Source organism: Haladaptatus pallidirubidus (assembly GCF_020700235.1).
Classification (GTDB): Archaea; Halobacteriota; Halobacteria; order Halobacteriales; family Haladaptataceae; genus Haladaptatus; species Haladaptatus pallidirubidus.
The window spans coordinates 3,758,827-3,772,773 of sequence record NZ_CP085301.1 but is presented as its reverse complement, the minus strand read 5'-3'; the positions used below and the strand labels follow the sequence as shown (position 1 = coordinate 3,772,773).

The following is a 13,947-nucleotide window of genomic DNA, read 5'->3' as shown; positions in this document are numbered from 1 at the left end:
GCACAACGCAAAGATAGTTGCTAATCGGTAGCAATGAGCGTCCGAAACGGATAGCAACCGCGGGGGCGTTCGCAACGTTTAGAACGCGGGGCACCGGAATGTCTGCTATGCCGCTGTTCCGGTCGAATGAAATCCTGGGAATCGCGGAAGAGGCATTGGTGTTCGCGCTCGAATCCTCCCGCGACTCCCATCCGAACGAGTACATGGGATTCCTCCGCGGCGAGCCCGCTGGCAAACTCGGACTCGACCGCGACGGAATCGTCATCACGGACATACTCGTTATTCCCGGCACCGAATCGAACAGCGTGAGCGCGACGGTAAAAACGAGCACCGTCCCCAACGACCGCAATGCGGTCGGATCTGTCCACTCCCATCCTAACGGTGTGCTTCGACCGAGCGACGCGGATTTGGCGACGTTCGGGCAGGGCGACGTTCACATCATCATCGGCGCGCCCTACGAACGGGATAGCTGGAAAGCGTTCGACCGGGACGGCAAACCACGGCCGCTCGACGTGTTGGACGTCGAACTTCCGGACGCAGAATCGTTTTTCGACTTCACGCAGGCGGATATCGACGAGGAGTTGAGAGAGCAGTGACGCACGTCCTCGCGCAGGGAACCTTCGACCTTCTGCATCCGGGCCACGTTCACTATCTCCGCGACGCGGCGGAGATGGGCGACCGATTGTCGGTTATCATCGCCCGCCGGGAGAACGTTACGCACAAGCAGAAGCCGATTCTGCCGAACCGCCAGCGCCGGGATATGATTCACGCGCTGGAGATGGTTGACCACGCCCGGGTCGGCCATCCCGAGGATATTTTCGCCCCCATCGAGGAACTCGACCCGGACATCATCGCGCTCGGTTACGACCAGCATCACGACGATGCGGCAATCGAGGCGGAACTCGACCGCCGCGGAATCGACTGCGTGGTTCGGCGGGCCTCGCCTCTCGACCCCGAAGCGTCCGAGGAACTACTTTCGACGGGGCGGATTATCGAGCGTATTTGCGAGGAGCGGTGTTAAAAGAAGATTCGGTATGGACGGGTACCGAGATCAGTATCCGAGATTGTTGCTCACGTCTTGTTTCGTCGGCGACGCCTGCAGACTGACGTTTCCTTTGAAGTGGTTGTCCCGTATCGCACCGAGGCGACCGCTGTACCAGATGAACGTCCCCGACTCGACTAGGTTGTTTTCGAATATCAGCTTCTTGGTCGAGCGAGTGTCTTTGACCTCGATCGCGTAGTTATTCGCGTCGAACGACGAGTCGTGAACTGATACCTTTTCGATGTTGCGGAAGACGATGCCTCTCGCAGTCGAGTTGTACCGCACGTTTTTGAGCGTGACGTTGGTGGTCGCCGAATCTATGATTCGGCTGGTGTAGCTGCTGCCCGCGTTTTTATCGACTCGGACGTTCTCCAGTACCACGTCCCCACCGTGCGTGAACTCGAGGACGTCGCCCGTGCCGTTGTCGACGATGTCGATGTCGCGGAATACGGTTTCGTAGCCGTCTATCGCGTCTCGGAGCAGACGGTTCGTGCCTGACGTTCGCTCGATTTCGATGTTCTCGAAGAGTACGTCGCCTTCCTGTCCCCATAGCGCCATTGCTTCCGGGTTCTGGTTGCCACCGCTGTCGAGCGTGTTGTCGTCGATTTCGATGCGACAATCCCGTGCGGAGTCGCCGTCGCTGAGTCGAATATTCGTGAGCCCGTTGTTCTTTAGATGGCTATCTCTGACGTGGACGTTACCCGGGTATCCGGAGACGTACAGGCCGTTGTTTCGGAATCCTTCGACGTAACAGCTGTCGAACACCATCGTCCCGCGATGGATACCGTACTGAGAATTGATTTGGCCGACCTTATCAGGATCGACGCTACCGATTCCGATGAATTGTCCCGTTTGACCGTTGCCGGAAAGATAGTTCCCTCCGTCGGGGAGGTGGAGATTCTTTACGTGAGCGAACCCACGCTCTGTCGGATTTCCGCCCGAATCCGGATTGCAGGTGACACCGACCATCACCGTCTCTATCCATCCGCTTACTTTGTTCGAGTTACGCGCACCTTCCAGATCGAAGGTGTCGACGTCCAGTTTGTTCTTTGCGAACGCATGGAGGGCGGGTGCATCGACTCCGTTCGTTCCGATATCTACGGTTATGTTCCGTAGGATGAGTTCGTCGGGCGCCGTACTCCCGCCGATGTAAATCGCCGGTCTCCCGAGATTGTTTGCGATTTCGAACGTCGCGTGTGGCTGTCCGATCATTCCGAACTTCGAGTAGTCGGCGTTGAGTTCGAACGAGGAGTCCAGTCGGTAGGTTCCTTTCGGGAAAACGAGCAACGTGTTGTCGCTCGCTTCATTTTCGAGGATAGTATCAATTGCCTCGTTCCCAGTGGGGTCTGCACCCGCTTCGACCATATCGACGATTTTCCAGTTGTTGATCGAAAGACCGCCCTCGCTAATGTTCAGATCCGTCCCGATATCGACGGGACCGCCCTCGTTCGCTCGAACGAGGTGTTGGCTGTTGCTCACGTCCCAGATTTGTACCTTTCCGTCGCCCTGTCCGTAGGTGCTAAACGAGGCGAATTTCGTCTGGGCGAGGATATCGTCGCCGAGAAAAATATCGCCGGTGTTAACGACGTTGTAGCCTCCGACATCGAGATCGGCATTCATCGAATTCGATCCATTTAGTTCGAGGTACGTGGAAGACGCCGCACTCGCGGAATTCGTGCCTGCGATTCCGAGTCCGGCAAGTCCTGCCAGTGCCATCAGTCCACGACGAGTTACTGCACTGTCATTGGAATTTTCTTCATTTTTGCTCATTCATGTACACCGTAACAAGATAACTACCATACTGAACCATATAATTTAGTTAATATTATATAGTAATTTTATAACTAGCACCAATTAACGTGAATGATCCGTACGTTCAGTTTCCACAACCTGTAAAAACGACCGAACCACGCGTCAGCGAACGTTCGACACCGACGAGCGTACGAATCGAGTGCTGAGTCGACATTACTACCGATAGAATCGACCGACAGGCGGCGTTTGCTCGGATGAAATGTGGTGGATATTCGACGAACGAGTTTACACGACAAATTGAAGGTTTAGAACAATCTAATTTCGAGCAGTGATGTTGAGCGACGTGATGGAGGATTATCTGAAAGCCATCTACACGCTCCAGAAGGAAAGCGAGGAGCCAGTGGCGACCTCCGCAATCGCAGAGTATCTCGGCGTGACACCGCCGACAGTCACCAGCATGGTAGAGAAACTAGCCGACCGTGGCCTGCTCCACCGGGAGAAGTACAAGGGTGTCGAACTCACCGAGGAGGGTGAAACCGTCGCGCTCGAAGTGGTTCGCCACCACCGGCTGCTGGAGTCGTACCTGACCGAGCATCTGGACTACTCGTGGAGCGAGGTTCACGAGGAGGCAGACCGCCTCGAACACCACATCAGCGAGGAGTTCGAGCGTCGAGTCGCGGACGCACTCGGAAATCCGACGGTTGACCCTCACGGCGACCCGATTCCGGACGCCGACCTCTCGCCGATTGCGGAGGACGACACGACGCGGCTCAGCGAACACGGCTCCGGCGAAACGGTTGTCGTGGCTCGGGTCAGCGACCGCGACGAGGAGGAACTGCGCTACCTCTCGAACGCGGGGATCACGCCCGGAACGGAGCTCGAAATCGTGGACGTAGCTCCCTTCGGAATGGTGACCGTGGCGGTCGGTGACGGCGAACAGAGCCTTCCGGATACTGTCGCCCGGTCGATTCGCGTTCGGGCAGTCGTAGAAGCCTAAAATGGCGGGAACGGCCTTTCCCCTTACAACGGGTTTTCAGGCGATAATTCATCGATACAACGAGTACGGGCCACTGTTAGCCTCGTTTCTCGCCAACATGCTCGCGACCTTCGGCGACAAGGGACAACTCGTCGTCGTCACGCTTGCCTCGCGATACGATGTGAAGACGGTGTTCGCGGGCGCGATGGCCGCCTTCTCGCTGTGGAGTCTCATCGAAGTCGTGTTCGGTCAATGGATAGTGACGGTTCTCCCGGGAGGCCTCATCACGACTTTCGCCGGATATCTGTTCGTCGTGTTCGGCCTGTGGACGTTTCGGAGCGCGTTCGGAAAGTTCCGTGCCGAGTCGAACAAGGCACCGGCGATGACCGAAGGAGGACTCGACGTCGGTGTAAGTGGTCGATTCCTTCCCGATAGCCTCCTCGCTCGAATGGGTGCGTATGGCGGCGTTCTAACCAGTTTCGTTTTCATCATGGTCGCCGAGTTCGGCGACAAGACGCAACTGCTGACCATCGACCTCGCGGCGACGTTTCCGGACGCACCGCTGTCGGTGTTTGCCGGCGTCGTGACAGCGTTGGGACTCAGAACCGGCGTCGATGCTCTCATCGGCGAACGATTCGAGCGGTGGGTACCGACGAAATGGATTGAGTTCGGCGCGGCAGTCGTTTTTGTGCTGTTCGGCACGTTCGTCCTCGCGGGGTAACTGACGCTGCACGGGCAACGTCCCATCCGACGCTTCCGCGAACAACGAGATTTTATTCTACCGCCGACAAATTCGTATTCGATGCTGAAAATACTTGTTTCGGCGTTCGCTGGCGTGGCGCTCGGCCTTTCGCTCGCGGCCCCGCCGGGACCCATGAACGCGGTCATCGCCGAGGAGAGTGTCCTGCGCGGTTGGCGCTCCGGATTCTCCGCTGGACTGGGCGCGATGACCGCCGACGCCTGCTTTTTCGTCCTCGCACTCGCAGGAGTCGTCGCGGTCGTCCGAGACGCGCCGGTCGTCCGCGGCGTCATGGTCGGCGTGGGCGGACTGCTCATGCTGTATTTCGCCTATGGAACCGCAAAAGACGCGACGGCGACCTTCACGGCGGAGGACGCGGACCAGGACGCGAAAGGATTCAAGAAGGCGTTCGCGCTGGCGATTACGAACCCCTATCAAATAATCTGGTGGCTGACGGCGGGTGTCGGCCTCCTCGACCCCGGCAAGTTCGACGTGCTTTCGGATTTGCCCGGGAACCTAGTCGTGACGACCGGCGGACCGATTATCGTAATCGGCTTTTTCGCCGGAATTGCGCTGTGGATAAGCGGTTTTCCGGCGGCGCTCGTCGCGGCACGAAATCGCGTCGATTCGTTCGCGCCTGCGGTCGCGTATTTGAGTGCGGGCGTACTCGCACTGGCGGGAGTCTCGTTCGTGTACGATAGCGTGACGACGCTGATGTAAAAATAGTTCGTCGAGTCGAGTTGCAGGTCGCTGTTCGCACGACGCCATCGTGCTTGAAATCCAAAATCGCGGTGCTGTTATTCTCCGATTCCCTACGGCCCGCGTCCGCGTGGCGAACTCGTCGGTTCGGCGTTCATCTCCGGCACTTCCTCCTCTAACCACTCGCGGAACCATTTCACGCGCTTGAGTCTGCGGTGGGCGATGTCGTTTGCGGTGTCGCTCTGGACGCGGGATGCCGCGTCCTTCCCCCGTTCGAGCACCCTATCGACCATCTCCGCGGCGGCCATGTGCGTCCGGGCTTCGTACCCCATTCGAAGGAGCATCAGGGCGGTTCCGTTCGCGCCGACTTTGTCGAGCATGTCCGCCTCGATGAGACACTGGGCCTCCTTCGAAAGGCGCGAGAGGTCGCCCTGAAACGAGTGGTCTTCGACCGCCTTGCACACCTCGTCGACGAACGATTCGGGGAACTCGCCGCGCGATTCGAGGTATTCGCGCGCGACTCGTGCGCCCTCCTCAGCGTGGACTTCTTGGTCTGCATCCAGTTTGGCGATATCGTGAAACAGCGCGGCGACGCGCGCGACATCGACATCGGCACCTTCGCGCTCCGCGATGGTTTCCGAGAGGCTGACGACGTTGAGGATGTGATTGAACCGGTAGTCCGCGGAGTGCCACGGATACCAGCGCATTCGTCCGCCGCCCTCCTCGTTTTTCACGCTTGCCGAGAGATATTCGTAGACGAACGCTTTCATCTCCTCGAACTCTTGCTCAGAAACGGGTGAGCCCTTAATTTCGACACCCATAGAAACCCCTCCGTTGCTCACAGTACGTACTCATTACTGATACAAACGCACGATTCGCTCTTTAGCGTTACGACGAGAACATTAAGTGACGACTGTTCTTCTCCTCGCCTATGACCGAGGCGCTGTATCTCGACGAGACAGGGGACGCAAAGTTCGAAGCCACAGTAGAGCGAGTCGCGGGCGACCGAGTCGTCCTCGACCGAACGCTGTTCTACCCGGAAGGCGGTGGTCAGCCGTCAGATACGGGTGTCCTCGAAGCCGACGGAGAAACGTGGAACGTCACGGCAGTTCGAAAAAAGGACACCGTCTACCACACCGTCGATAGAACGCCGCCGGAAAAAGGAACGACTGTGACGGGGCGAATCGACTGGGAACGGCGATACGCACATATGCGATATCACACCGCACAGCACCTCCTCTCGGCGGTACTGTTGGACGAGTACGACGCGCAGACGACCGGAAATCAACTGTACGCAGACCGCGCGCGAATCGACTGCGCCTACGAGCGATTTTCCGACGAGGAGTTTGCGCACATCGAATCGGTTATGAACGACCGAATCGGGGAGGGATTGGAGGTCAGGTGGTACGAGATGGAGCGCGACGAAGCCGAATCGGCTCTCGACCCGGAACGAACCCGGATTCACCTCCTTCCGGACAGCATCCGCGAGGTTCGCATCGTGGAAATCGAGGAATGCGACCGAACCGCCTGTGCAGGGACGCACGTGGAGAACACCGACGAAATCGGTGAATTCCGGATTACGGGTCGGGAAACGAAGGGAAGCGACGAAGAGCGTCTGAAGTTCGTTCTCGAATAGTTCGGATCAGAATGCAATCATTGCCGTTGGTTTTCGTTCATTCTGATTCGTCCGCCAACGGGAGCGCAGACAGCCGGTCGAGCGTCATTTCGGCGACGGCGTCGCTTCGCGCAGAATCCCGTTTCGCGTGAATGTACGCCTCTTTCGTCTCTTCCGGGTCGGCGGTTGGAACGAATCGAACCGCGGTTCCTTCACGGTCAATCTCGAACAGGAGGTACGCCTGCGGGAACGAGCACAAGGACGGGGCGATGATTTCTCGGACACCGTTCGTTTCGGTGACGGAGGGAACGTGCAAGTGACCGGAGACGTGGAGTGGCACGTCGTGGCGGGCGAGCAGGTCGGCGAGTTCGTCGGCGTTCCGAGTCGGAAACGAGGAGCGCCACGAATGAACGTTTTCGCTGGAAAGGCCGGAGAGGTTGTGATGCATAACGACGATCGGATCGTCTGTCTCGGGAAGTATGTCGTCCAACCACGCGAGTTGTGCCGCCGAAATTTCGCCGTCGTGGCAGTCGGCAAGCGACTCGGACGGAGTCGCTGCACTGTTCAAACCGAGAACATCGACGCCGCCGATTCGCTCGTGAAACGGTAGTGCTCCGGGAGTGAAATCCGCCTCGAAAGATGACAGTGTCGGTGTCTCGTGCGTATCGAACGACTTCGGAACGTCGTGATTGCCGGGGACTGCCATAAATGGAACGTCGAGGGAGGAAAGAAGAGAATCGAACGTTTGGAAATCGTCCGTCGCGCCGTCTTCGGTCAAGTCACCTGCAAACACGACGGCATCTACGTCTCGTGCGTTCGCGTCCGCGAGGACGGTTCGAAGACGCGCCTGTGTTCGGTGAAAAACCTTCCAAGTACCTCGGTTTTTTGTCGAGACGTGCGTGTCGGAAACGAGTGCGATAGTCGTCGGAACGGTGCTTCGGGGGCGAGCGAAGCGGGCGAAAAGAGGACCGGCGTCCGACTGTTCACCGGACGCCTTCGCAGGGGCGTTTTGTTTACGAACACCACTCGTGGATTCTATTCCCGTTCCGTGTTCGGTCATGGCGTGCTCGTATAGAGACCCGATTGAGGTATAAAGGCACCGTACAAAATAATTATTTAGTTCATAGTCTATATATTTCTATGTCCAAATATCTGATTTCGTTTAGGTCATGTTTGACACAGATGTCTCACACGCGTCTGACTGACTTTGATTACGTCGCATGTCGAAACTACGGGTGGGAATGAGCACGAGAAGTCTCAATAGAATCGAAACATCGACGGGCGACGCGTCGTTTTACTATCTGAACAAACTGTTACAGCTCGCAGGCGTGTTTTTGTTCGTAAACGGAATCTATGTTGCGTTTTTCTCGGACAGCCTCATTACCACGTTCGGCTACTATTTCGTGGTAATCGCCGCCGTCTGTCTGTTGCTTTCGCGCATAATCTCGCCCGAAAGCCCCCTCATCTCCCACGAACTACAGTCGGCGATTCGGAAACGGCTGACTCGAACGGGGACGAAGACCGGACGGAAAAACCGTTCGCGTTCAGGACGAACGAACTCCCGAAGCGGTTTCGACGTTCGTCGCTACCTCCGCACCATCGTGAAAAAGGTTCAACAACTAAACGTCGGCGTCGGTTCGCGGCGTAACGGACGCGACCGACTCTAAGATTTCAGCCGTTTTTTCGAAAACGAACGTATTATCGACTGCTCGTGGATACTTGCTGTCGTTCCGCCCATTGCTCGGTAAATCGGCGTCGAAACCGGCGTTCAGCAATGCAGACTGTCGTACAACGTCAACATCCCCTTTTCCACGAATTCGTCGTTGTCGTAGACGCTTACTTTGACGTAGCCCGTCGTGAGAAGTTCGTCCAACGGCGGCGTTTCCTGCGGACTGAACGTAAGCGAGAGGTGTAAGGAACCGTCCTCGTCGTATTCCGCCTCGGTAACGGACATCTCGTACCGTCCGTCTTGTTGATATTGTGTAGCGTTCTTCATCTGATGGTAAACATTACACATGAAGTCATGCGGTATATGTCTTGTTTCTATTTGTCGGATTTCATAACAAAACCGGTGGGGTTGAAACGTAAACAGACGACTTCTTCATTATCTTTCAAATAATCCATTCGTCTGTCGTTTACGTCCTCGTTAGAGTCCGTCCGTCCCGCATCAATTTTGCCGTCTTTTATCTGCCCGATAGGTGAACGACGAATTGCGTTGAACGTCCATATTCGCGGTTGTGTCGTACACATTTCACGTGGTACGTGCTCCTTACTGCCGGTAACAGCCGCATAAATCACAGGAAACGGCCGGTTGAAACCGGTAGAAGAATATTTATGCGTTATTCCCCTACAGTTCACTTACGACATATGAATCGTCATCGCTCGACTGTTCTCGTCCTCGTCCTCGTCATCATGCTCGCCGGTTGTAACGGGATTGGCGGGTCGGACGATACGACGACAACCACGACGACCGACACGCCGACCATCGACGAAACCCGAACCACCACGGTCGGTTCATCGACGACATCGGCTAAGACTTCAACGACCACCACGACTACCACGACTACCACGACGGTCGAAGAGTGGGAGCCGCCGACGGCCCCGAACACGCCGATTGACGACAAAATCGGCGATGATAACCGTATCAAGAGCGTCACTATCACGAACAAAGTCCAAGCCAAAAGCGGAAACGGCCTCTCCAACTTCGACGTCGATGTCGTGGCTAACACCAGCCTTCCCAACGTTGACCCGGAACCGCTCGTGGACGGTGACCCGTACTTCCTCGTCAGAGTCGACGGCGAACGCGTTGGACGGACGAGCGTTCGATTCCAGCACGACGAGGGCACCTACTCAGTCGAAATAGACGAGCGAGCGTTCGAGCAGTTCGACTCCGGAACCCTCGAAGTCGAAGTTCTCATGCTGGATAAGGACAAACAAACTGACGACCTATACGGCCGGTGGACTGGAACTGTCAAGTACAGTTCCGAGTAACAGCGGTTTTCGATAGCTGTTTGCGGTTTTGTTTTTCGTGTGAAGCCACATCAACAGACACCTCATCTCCTGTAGCAGCTCCGGAGCCACAGTACAGCCGTAGGGAGGCGACGGCGGTGCTCACTATCGCCCGCCGCAATGTGGACAGGTGCGGCTCATTGCCCGTCACCTCCGTGAAAGAAGTTGCTGTCTCTGTGGAGTATCAGTATAAAATTTCTGATAGTCCCGGGCGGATTCGAACCGCCGTCAATGGCTCCAAAGGCCATTATGATTGGCCGCTACACCACGGGACTTCGCTCATTTCATCCGTACGCCCCGTGTACCTCGCAGTTCCGAACGCTCAGAACTGCTCGCCACCACGGAATTCCGCAGCAGATACGAGGCTTCACCCTCACGTAACTCCGGGTGATACTTGAACGTAACGCAAACAGTTCGCGGGGAAAATCGCACCACTCTGCTTTGATTGGTCGATTCTCCCGATTCAGTCCGCGCCACCCTCTTCGACCAGATACGCGCACATATCCTCCTCGGCGTGGAAACAGTCCGGACACTGCGGTTCGCGGTCGATAATCGTGTCAAGTCGTTCTGCCACGGTCTCGTCGATGACGCTTTCGAGCTGCTTCGCTTCCATGCGGAAATCATCGACTTCGAGGACGTTTGCGAGGAAGCGTTCGAGGATGCAGTAGGTCTGGAGGGCGTCGCTGGCGCGTTCTTCGCCGTCTTCGGTGAGAGTCGCACCGCGATACTTTTCGTGTTCGACCAACCCGCGCTCTTGAAGTTTGCCAACCATTTCGTTGACGCTCGCTGGACTCACGCCGAGTTTGTCCGCAAGTGCGCCGGTCGCCGCCGGACCGTCTTCGATGCGCTGGACGAGATAAATCGTTTTGAGGTACTGGTCTGCCGTGTTCATTCTCTGGCCTCCATCAACTTTGCCACCTCTTCGACCCCCTCGGCTTCCTCCGCTCGAATCGCGGTGAGCGTTTCGAGCAGTCGTTCACGGTCGAGCGCGAACGACGCCTCGCTCGCCTCGATAGCTTTGATGAGGTCGTCGTAGAACTTGTACGCCGTCTCCTCGCCGTGCAATTGGTCGTACAGAACGCCGTCGAAATCGTCCGGCGCGGTTTGTGCGTACTGTTCTCCCACCAACATCTCAATCTCCTCGAACGGTATCGTTTCGGCATCGAGTTCGTCGATGAGAGATTCGAGACGCCGTCGGTGCTCCGCTGACTCGTCGCCTGCCTCGGAAAGCAACTCGCGCACGTCCTCGTGGAATTCGTCCTGCTCCCGGGAGGAAAGCGACTCGAAATGGCGCGCCGCTCGCGCCTCCACGAGTTCTTCCAACACGACGCCGATTTGGAGCAAGCGCGCGAGTTGGCGGTCCGACGAGACGCGCTGACCCACACTCATATCTCGGGAGACGGGGCGGGGAAACTTAACACTCCCTGATGCAGTTTTGCGCGGGAAGAAAATTCGAAAGTCCGAAACGCGAAACGCGTCTTAGTTGCCGAGGCGTTCGACGATTCCCGAGTCGAGGTCCTCGCGGAGTTCTTCGACTTCGACTTCGTCCAAGACGGGGACGAAGAATCCTTCCACGAGCATGTCCTTCGCGAGTTGCGGCGGTACGCCGCGCGAGGTCATGTAGAATAGATCCTCTTCGTCGATCTGTCCGACCGTCGCGGAGTGGCTCGCTTCGGTGTCGTGATTGTTGATGATGAGTTTCGGCGAGGCGTCAGCTTCGCTCCCGTCGGAAAGCATAAGCGTGTTTTCACGCTGGTAGGAACTGGTGTCCCACGCTTCGGTGCCCACATCCTGCACACCTTCGTAGACGGAGCGCGCTTCATCGTCGAGCACGCCGCGGGTCACGAGGTCTGCGGTCGTGTGCGCTGTGTTGTGCCATACCCGGGCTGCGATGTCGAAGTGCTGGTCGTCGTGGCCGAAGAACGCGCCGACGGTTTTCGTCTCGGAGCCCTCGCCGTCGAGGTTCGTCTCGACTGAGGACTTCGTGAGACGCGAACCGAGGTTGCCCTCGATCCAGTTAAGCGTGGCATAGTCCGCGGTGTTGCCGCGCTTTAATGTGTAGTTGTACGTCTCCTCGTCCAAATCCTGCAAGGAACCGTACTGGACGTGGCTGTTTTCGCCGGCCACGATTTCGACCAAGCCGCTGTAGTAGCGCTCGTCCGAAAGCTCCTCGCTGTCCTGTCGCTCCAGAATCGTCACCGAACTCGATTCCTCGGTGACGACGAGCGTGTAGTTGAACAGCGATTGGCTCTGCATCGTCGTTCGGATGGTCACGTCCTCCGCATCGACGCCCTTCGGGACGTAGATGAGCGTGCCGGTCGTGAACAGCGCCGTCGAGAGCGCCGTCAGGTAGTTCTCATGCGGGTCGATGACCGAGCCGAAGTACTCTTTGACGAGGTCTTCGTGTTCGTCCAGCGCGTCGGCCATCGAGAGCACCGAAACACCCTCCGGTTCGACTCGCTCTTTTTCCTCTTCGGCGGAGAGCGGGTTGACGAAGCTGTCGTAGTCGAGCGCGTGGAGATTCGTCCAGTCGCGCCCCGGCGTCCGGATAACGTCCGGCATGTCGACGTCGGAAAGCGCGTCGAGAGCGTCGAGGCGGGTTTCGAGGAGCCACTCGGGTTCGCCGAGATCGCCCGAAATCTCGCGGACGGTTTCTTCCGAGAGGGTGCTGTGTACCTGCGTACTCATCCGAGACTACCCTCCATTTCGAGTTCGATGAGGCGGTTGAGTTCGACCGCGTACTCGATTGGAAGCTCTTCCGTGATGGGTTCGATGAACCCGCTCACGATCATCTGTTTCGCGTCGTCGTCGTCCAATCCGCGGCTTTGGAGGTAGAACACGTCCTCGTCGCCGATTTTACCGACCGTTGCCTCGTGGGCGACGTCCACGCGGTCTTCGTTGATTTCCATGTACGGCATGGTGTCCGACGTGGATTCGTTGTCGAACATCAGCGCGTCACATTCGACCGACGTGGACGAATCCACCGCGCCGTCGCTGATGTGGACGAGGCCGCGGTAGTTCGTGCGGCCGCCGTCTTTGCTGATGGATTTCGACTCGATGGTCGAGTTGGTGTTCGGCGCGTTGTGGTAGACCTTCGCGCCGGTGTCGATGTTCTGGCCCTCGCCGGCGAACGCGATGGAAATCTGGTTCGCGCTCGCGCCGCGACCCTTCAGGATTGAACACGGGTAGAGCATCGTTGCCTTCGATCCCATGCTACCAGACACCCACTCCATTCGGCCACCGGCTTCGACGATGGCGCGCTTGGTGTTCAGGTTGAAGGTGTTCTTCGACCAGTTCTGCACGGTCGAATACTGGACGTGAGCGTCCTCATCCACGAACACTTCGACGCCGCCGGAGTGGAGGTTGTGGCTGCCGTACTTCGGCGCGGAACAACCCTCGATGTAGTGGACTTCGGAGCCTTTCTCGGCGATGATGAGCGTGTGCTCGAACTGCCCCATCCCTTCGGAGTTCATGCGGAAGTACGCCTGAACGGGCATCTGCACCGTCACGTCCTCGGGGACGTAAACGAACGAGCCGCCCGACCAGACCGCACCGTGAAGCGCCGCGAACTTGTTGTCGCTCGGCGGCACGCACTTCGTCATGAAGTACTCTTTGACGAGGTCTTCGTGTTCCTGAACCGCTTGGTCCATGTTCATGAAGACGACGCCTTTCTCCTCCCACTGCTCCTGCATGTTCTGGTAGACGACCTCGGACTCGTACTGGGCACCGACGCCGGAGAGCGCCTTGCGCTCCGCCTCCGGAATGCCGAGTTTGTCGAACGTGTCCTTGATGTCGTCCGGGAGGTCGTCCCAGCTATCCGCGCCTTCGCGTTTGTCCACGTCGGGTCGGATGTACGGGACGATTTCTTCTATATCGAGTTCCGTGAGGTCGGGCTGGCCGGGCCAGTCCGTCGGCAGGGGCATGTTCTGGTAATGTTCCAGTGCGCGGAGACGCCGCTGGAGCATCCATTCGGGTTCGTCTTTGTCCTCGCTGATGAGGCGGACGACCTCTTCGGTCAATCCCTTGTCGGACTTGACCGCGGCCCGCTGTTCCTTCTTGAACTCGAACCGTTCTTCGGTATCTGTCTCTTTCAAGTGGTCCTGTTCTGAACTCAT

Annotated in this window: 16 protein-coding genes and 1 tRNA gene; 8 read left to right on the top strand and 9 right to left on the bottom strand. The window is 57.5% G+C overall.

The genetic code is table 11. The features are described 5' to 3' along the window. Window positions 1-107: 107 nt before the first annotated feature. Together LIX15_RS20465 and LIX15_RS20460 are read left to right on the top strand one after the other, a co-directional pair. The gene (locus tag LIX15_RS20465) at window positions 108-596 is read left to right on the top strand and encodes a JAB/MPN domain protein-containing protein (RefSeq protein WP_227775420.1); all 489 of its coding nucleotides are present in this window, start codon (window positions 108-110) and stop codon (window positions 594-596) included. Further along, the gene (locus tag LIX15_RS20460; protein WP_227775419.1) at window positions 593-1,021 is read left to right on the top strand and encodes an FAD synthase family protein; all 429 of its coding nucleotides are present in this window, start codon (window positions 593-595) and stop codon (window positions 1,019-1,021) included. The genes LIX15_RS20465 and LIX15_RS20460 overlap by 4 nt, the downstream gene beginning before the upstream one ends. 30 nt (window positions 1,022-1,051) lie before the next feature. Here LIX15_RS20460 and LIX15_RS20455 read toward each other — a convergent pair whose 3' ends face one another. Beyond that, window positions 1,052-2,758, bottom strand: a complete 1,707-nt coding sequence (locus LIX15_RS20455; protein WP_227775418.1) for a hypothetical protein — start codon at window positions 2,756-2,758, stop codon at window positions 1,052-1,054. A gap of 367 nt (window positions 2,759-3,125) precedes the next feature. On the opposite strand from LIX15_RS20455, the gene LIX15_RS20450 reads away from it, so the two are divergent. The 3 genes from LIX15_RS20450 (at window position 3,126) to LIX15_RS20440 (ending at window position 5,229) form a co-directional block, all read left to right on the top strand. After that, a complete protein-coding gene (locus LIX15_RS20450; RefSeq protein ID WP_227775417.1) occupies window positions 3,126-3,791 on the top strand; it encodes a metal-dependent transcriptional regulator in 666 nt (221 codons plus the stop codon). A 1-nt stretch (window position 3,792) separates the two neighbouring features. Continuing rightward, on the top strand, window positions 3,793-4,491 hold the full coding sequence (locus LIX15_RS20445) for a TMEM165/GDT1 family protein (RefSeq protein ID WP_227775416.1): 699 nt from the start codon (window positions 3,793-3,795) through the stop codon (window positions 4,489-4,491). Between the two features lie 81 nt (window positions 4,492-4,572). Continuing rightward, window positions 4,573-5,229, top strand: coding sequence for a LysE family translocator (locus LIX15_RS20440; protein ID WP_227775415.1), 657 nt, complete (start codon window positions 4,573-4,575; stop codon window positions 5,227-5,229). A gap of 92 nt (window positions 5,230-5,321) precedes the next feature. On the opposite strand, the gene LIX15_RS20435 is transcribed toward LIX15_RS20440, so the two are convergent. Further along, complete coding sequence (locus LIX15_RS20435; protein WP_227775414.1) at window positions 5,322-6,029, bottom strand: HD domain-containing protein; 708 nt, start codon at window positions 6,027-6,029, stop codon at window positions 5,322-5,324. A 110-nt stretch (window positions 6,030-6,139) separates the two neighbouring features. Between LIX15_RS20435 and alaXM the strand changes: the two genes are divergently transcribed. Continuing rightward, window positions 6,140-6,844 (top strand): alanyl-tRNA editing protein AlaXM, encoded by a 705-nt coding sequence (gene alaXM / locus LIX15_RS20430; protein ID WP_227775413.1) that lies wholly within the window; start codon window positions 6,140-6,142, stop codon window positions 6,842-6,844. 37 nt (window positions 6,845-6,881) lie between these two features. Here the strand turns inward: alaXM and LIX15_RS20425 are convergent, their stop codons facing one another. Continuing rightward, on the bottom strand, window positions 6,882-7,883 hold the full coding sequence (locus LIX15_RS20425) for a metallophosphoesterase family protein (protein ID WP_227775412.1): 1,002 nt from the start codon (window positions 7,881-7,883) through the stop codon (window positions 6,882-6,884). 181 nt (window positions 7,884-8,064) lie between these two features. Here LIX15_RS20425 and LIX15_RS20420 point away from each other — a divergent pair, with 181 nt between their 5' ends. Then, the gene (locus LIX15_RS20420; RefSeq protein WP_227775411.1) at window positions 8,065-8,490 is read left to right on the top strand and encodes a hypothetical protein; all 426 of its coding nucleotides are present in this window, start codon (window positions 8,065-8,067) and stop codon (window positions 8,488-8,490) included. Window positions 8,491-8,591: 101 nt separating this feature from the next. Here the strand turns inward: LIX15_RS20420 and LIX15_RS20415 are convergent, their stop codons facing one another. Continuing rightward, window positions 8,592-8,777, bottom strand: coding sequence for a hypothetical protein (locus tag LIX15_RS20415; RefSeq protein WP_227775410.1), 186 nt, complete (start codon window positions 8,775-8,777; stop codon window positions 8,592-8,594). Between the two features lie 413 nt (window positions 8,778-9,190). On the opposite strand from LIX15_RS20415, the gene LIX15_RS20410 reads away from it, so the two are divergent. Continuing rightward, complete coding sequence (locus tag LIX15_RS20410; protein WP_227775409.1) at window positions 9,191-9,814, top strand: hypothetical protein; 624 nt, start codon at window positions 9,191-9,193, stop codon at window positions 9,812-9,814. Between the two features lie 220 nt (window positions 9,815-10,034). Here LIX15_RS20410 and LIX15_RS20405 read toward each other — a convergent pair. From LIX15_RS20405 to sufB, 5 genes are all read right to left on the bottom strand, one after another. After that, window positions 10,035-10,107 (bottom strand) — tRNA-Gln (locus LIX15_RS20405). A gap of 188 nt (window positions 10,108-10,295) precedes the next feature. Further along, complete coding sequence (locus tag LIX15_RS20400; protein WP_227775408.1) at window positions 10,296-10,724, bottom strand: metal-dependent transcriptional regulator; 429 nt, start codon at window positions 10,722-10,724, stop codon at window positions 10,296-10,298. Beyond that, window positions 10,721-11,221, bottom strand: coding sequence for a ferritin-like domain-containing protein (locus tag LIX15_RS20395; protein WP_227775407.1), 501 nt, complete (start codon window positions 11,219-11,221; stop codon window positions 10,721-10,723). Before LIX15_RS20395 ends, LIX15_RS20400 begins: the two co-directional genes overlap by 4 nt. A gap of 90 nt (window positions 11,222-11,311) precedes the next feature. Continuing rightward, window positions 11,312-12,520, bottom strand: a complete 1,209-nt coding sequence (sufD, locus tag LIX15_RS20390; protein WP_227775406.1) for a Fe-S cluster assembly protein SufD — start codon at window positions 12,518-12,520, stop codon at window positions 11,312-11,314. After that, on the bottom strand, window positions 12,517-13,947 hold the full coding sequence (sufB, locus tag LIX15_RS20385) for a Fe-S cluster assembly protein SufB (RefSeq protein WP_227775405.1): 1,431 nt from the start codon (window positions 13,945-13,947) through the stop codon (window positions 12,517-12,519). The genes sufD and sufB overlap by 4 nt, the downstream gene beginning before the upstream one ends.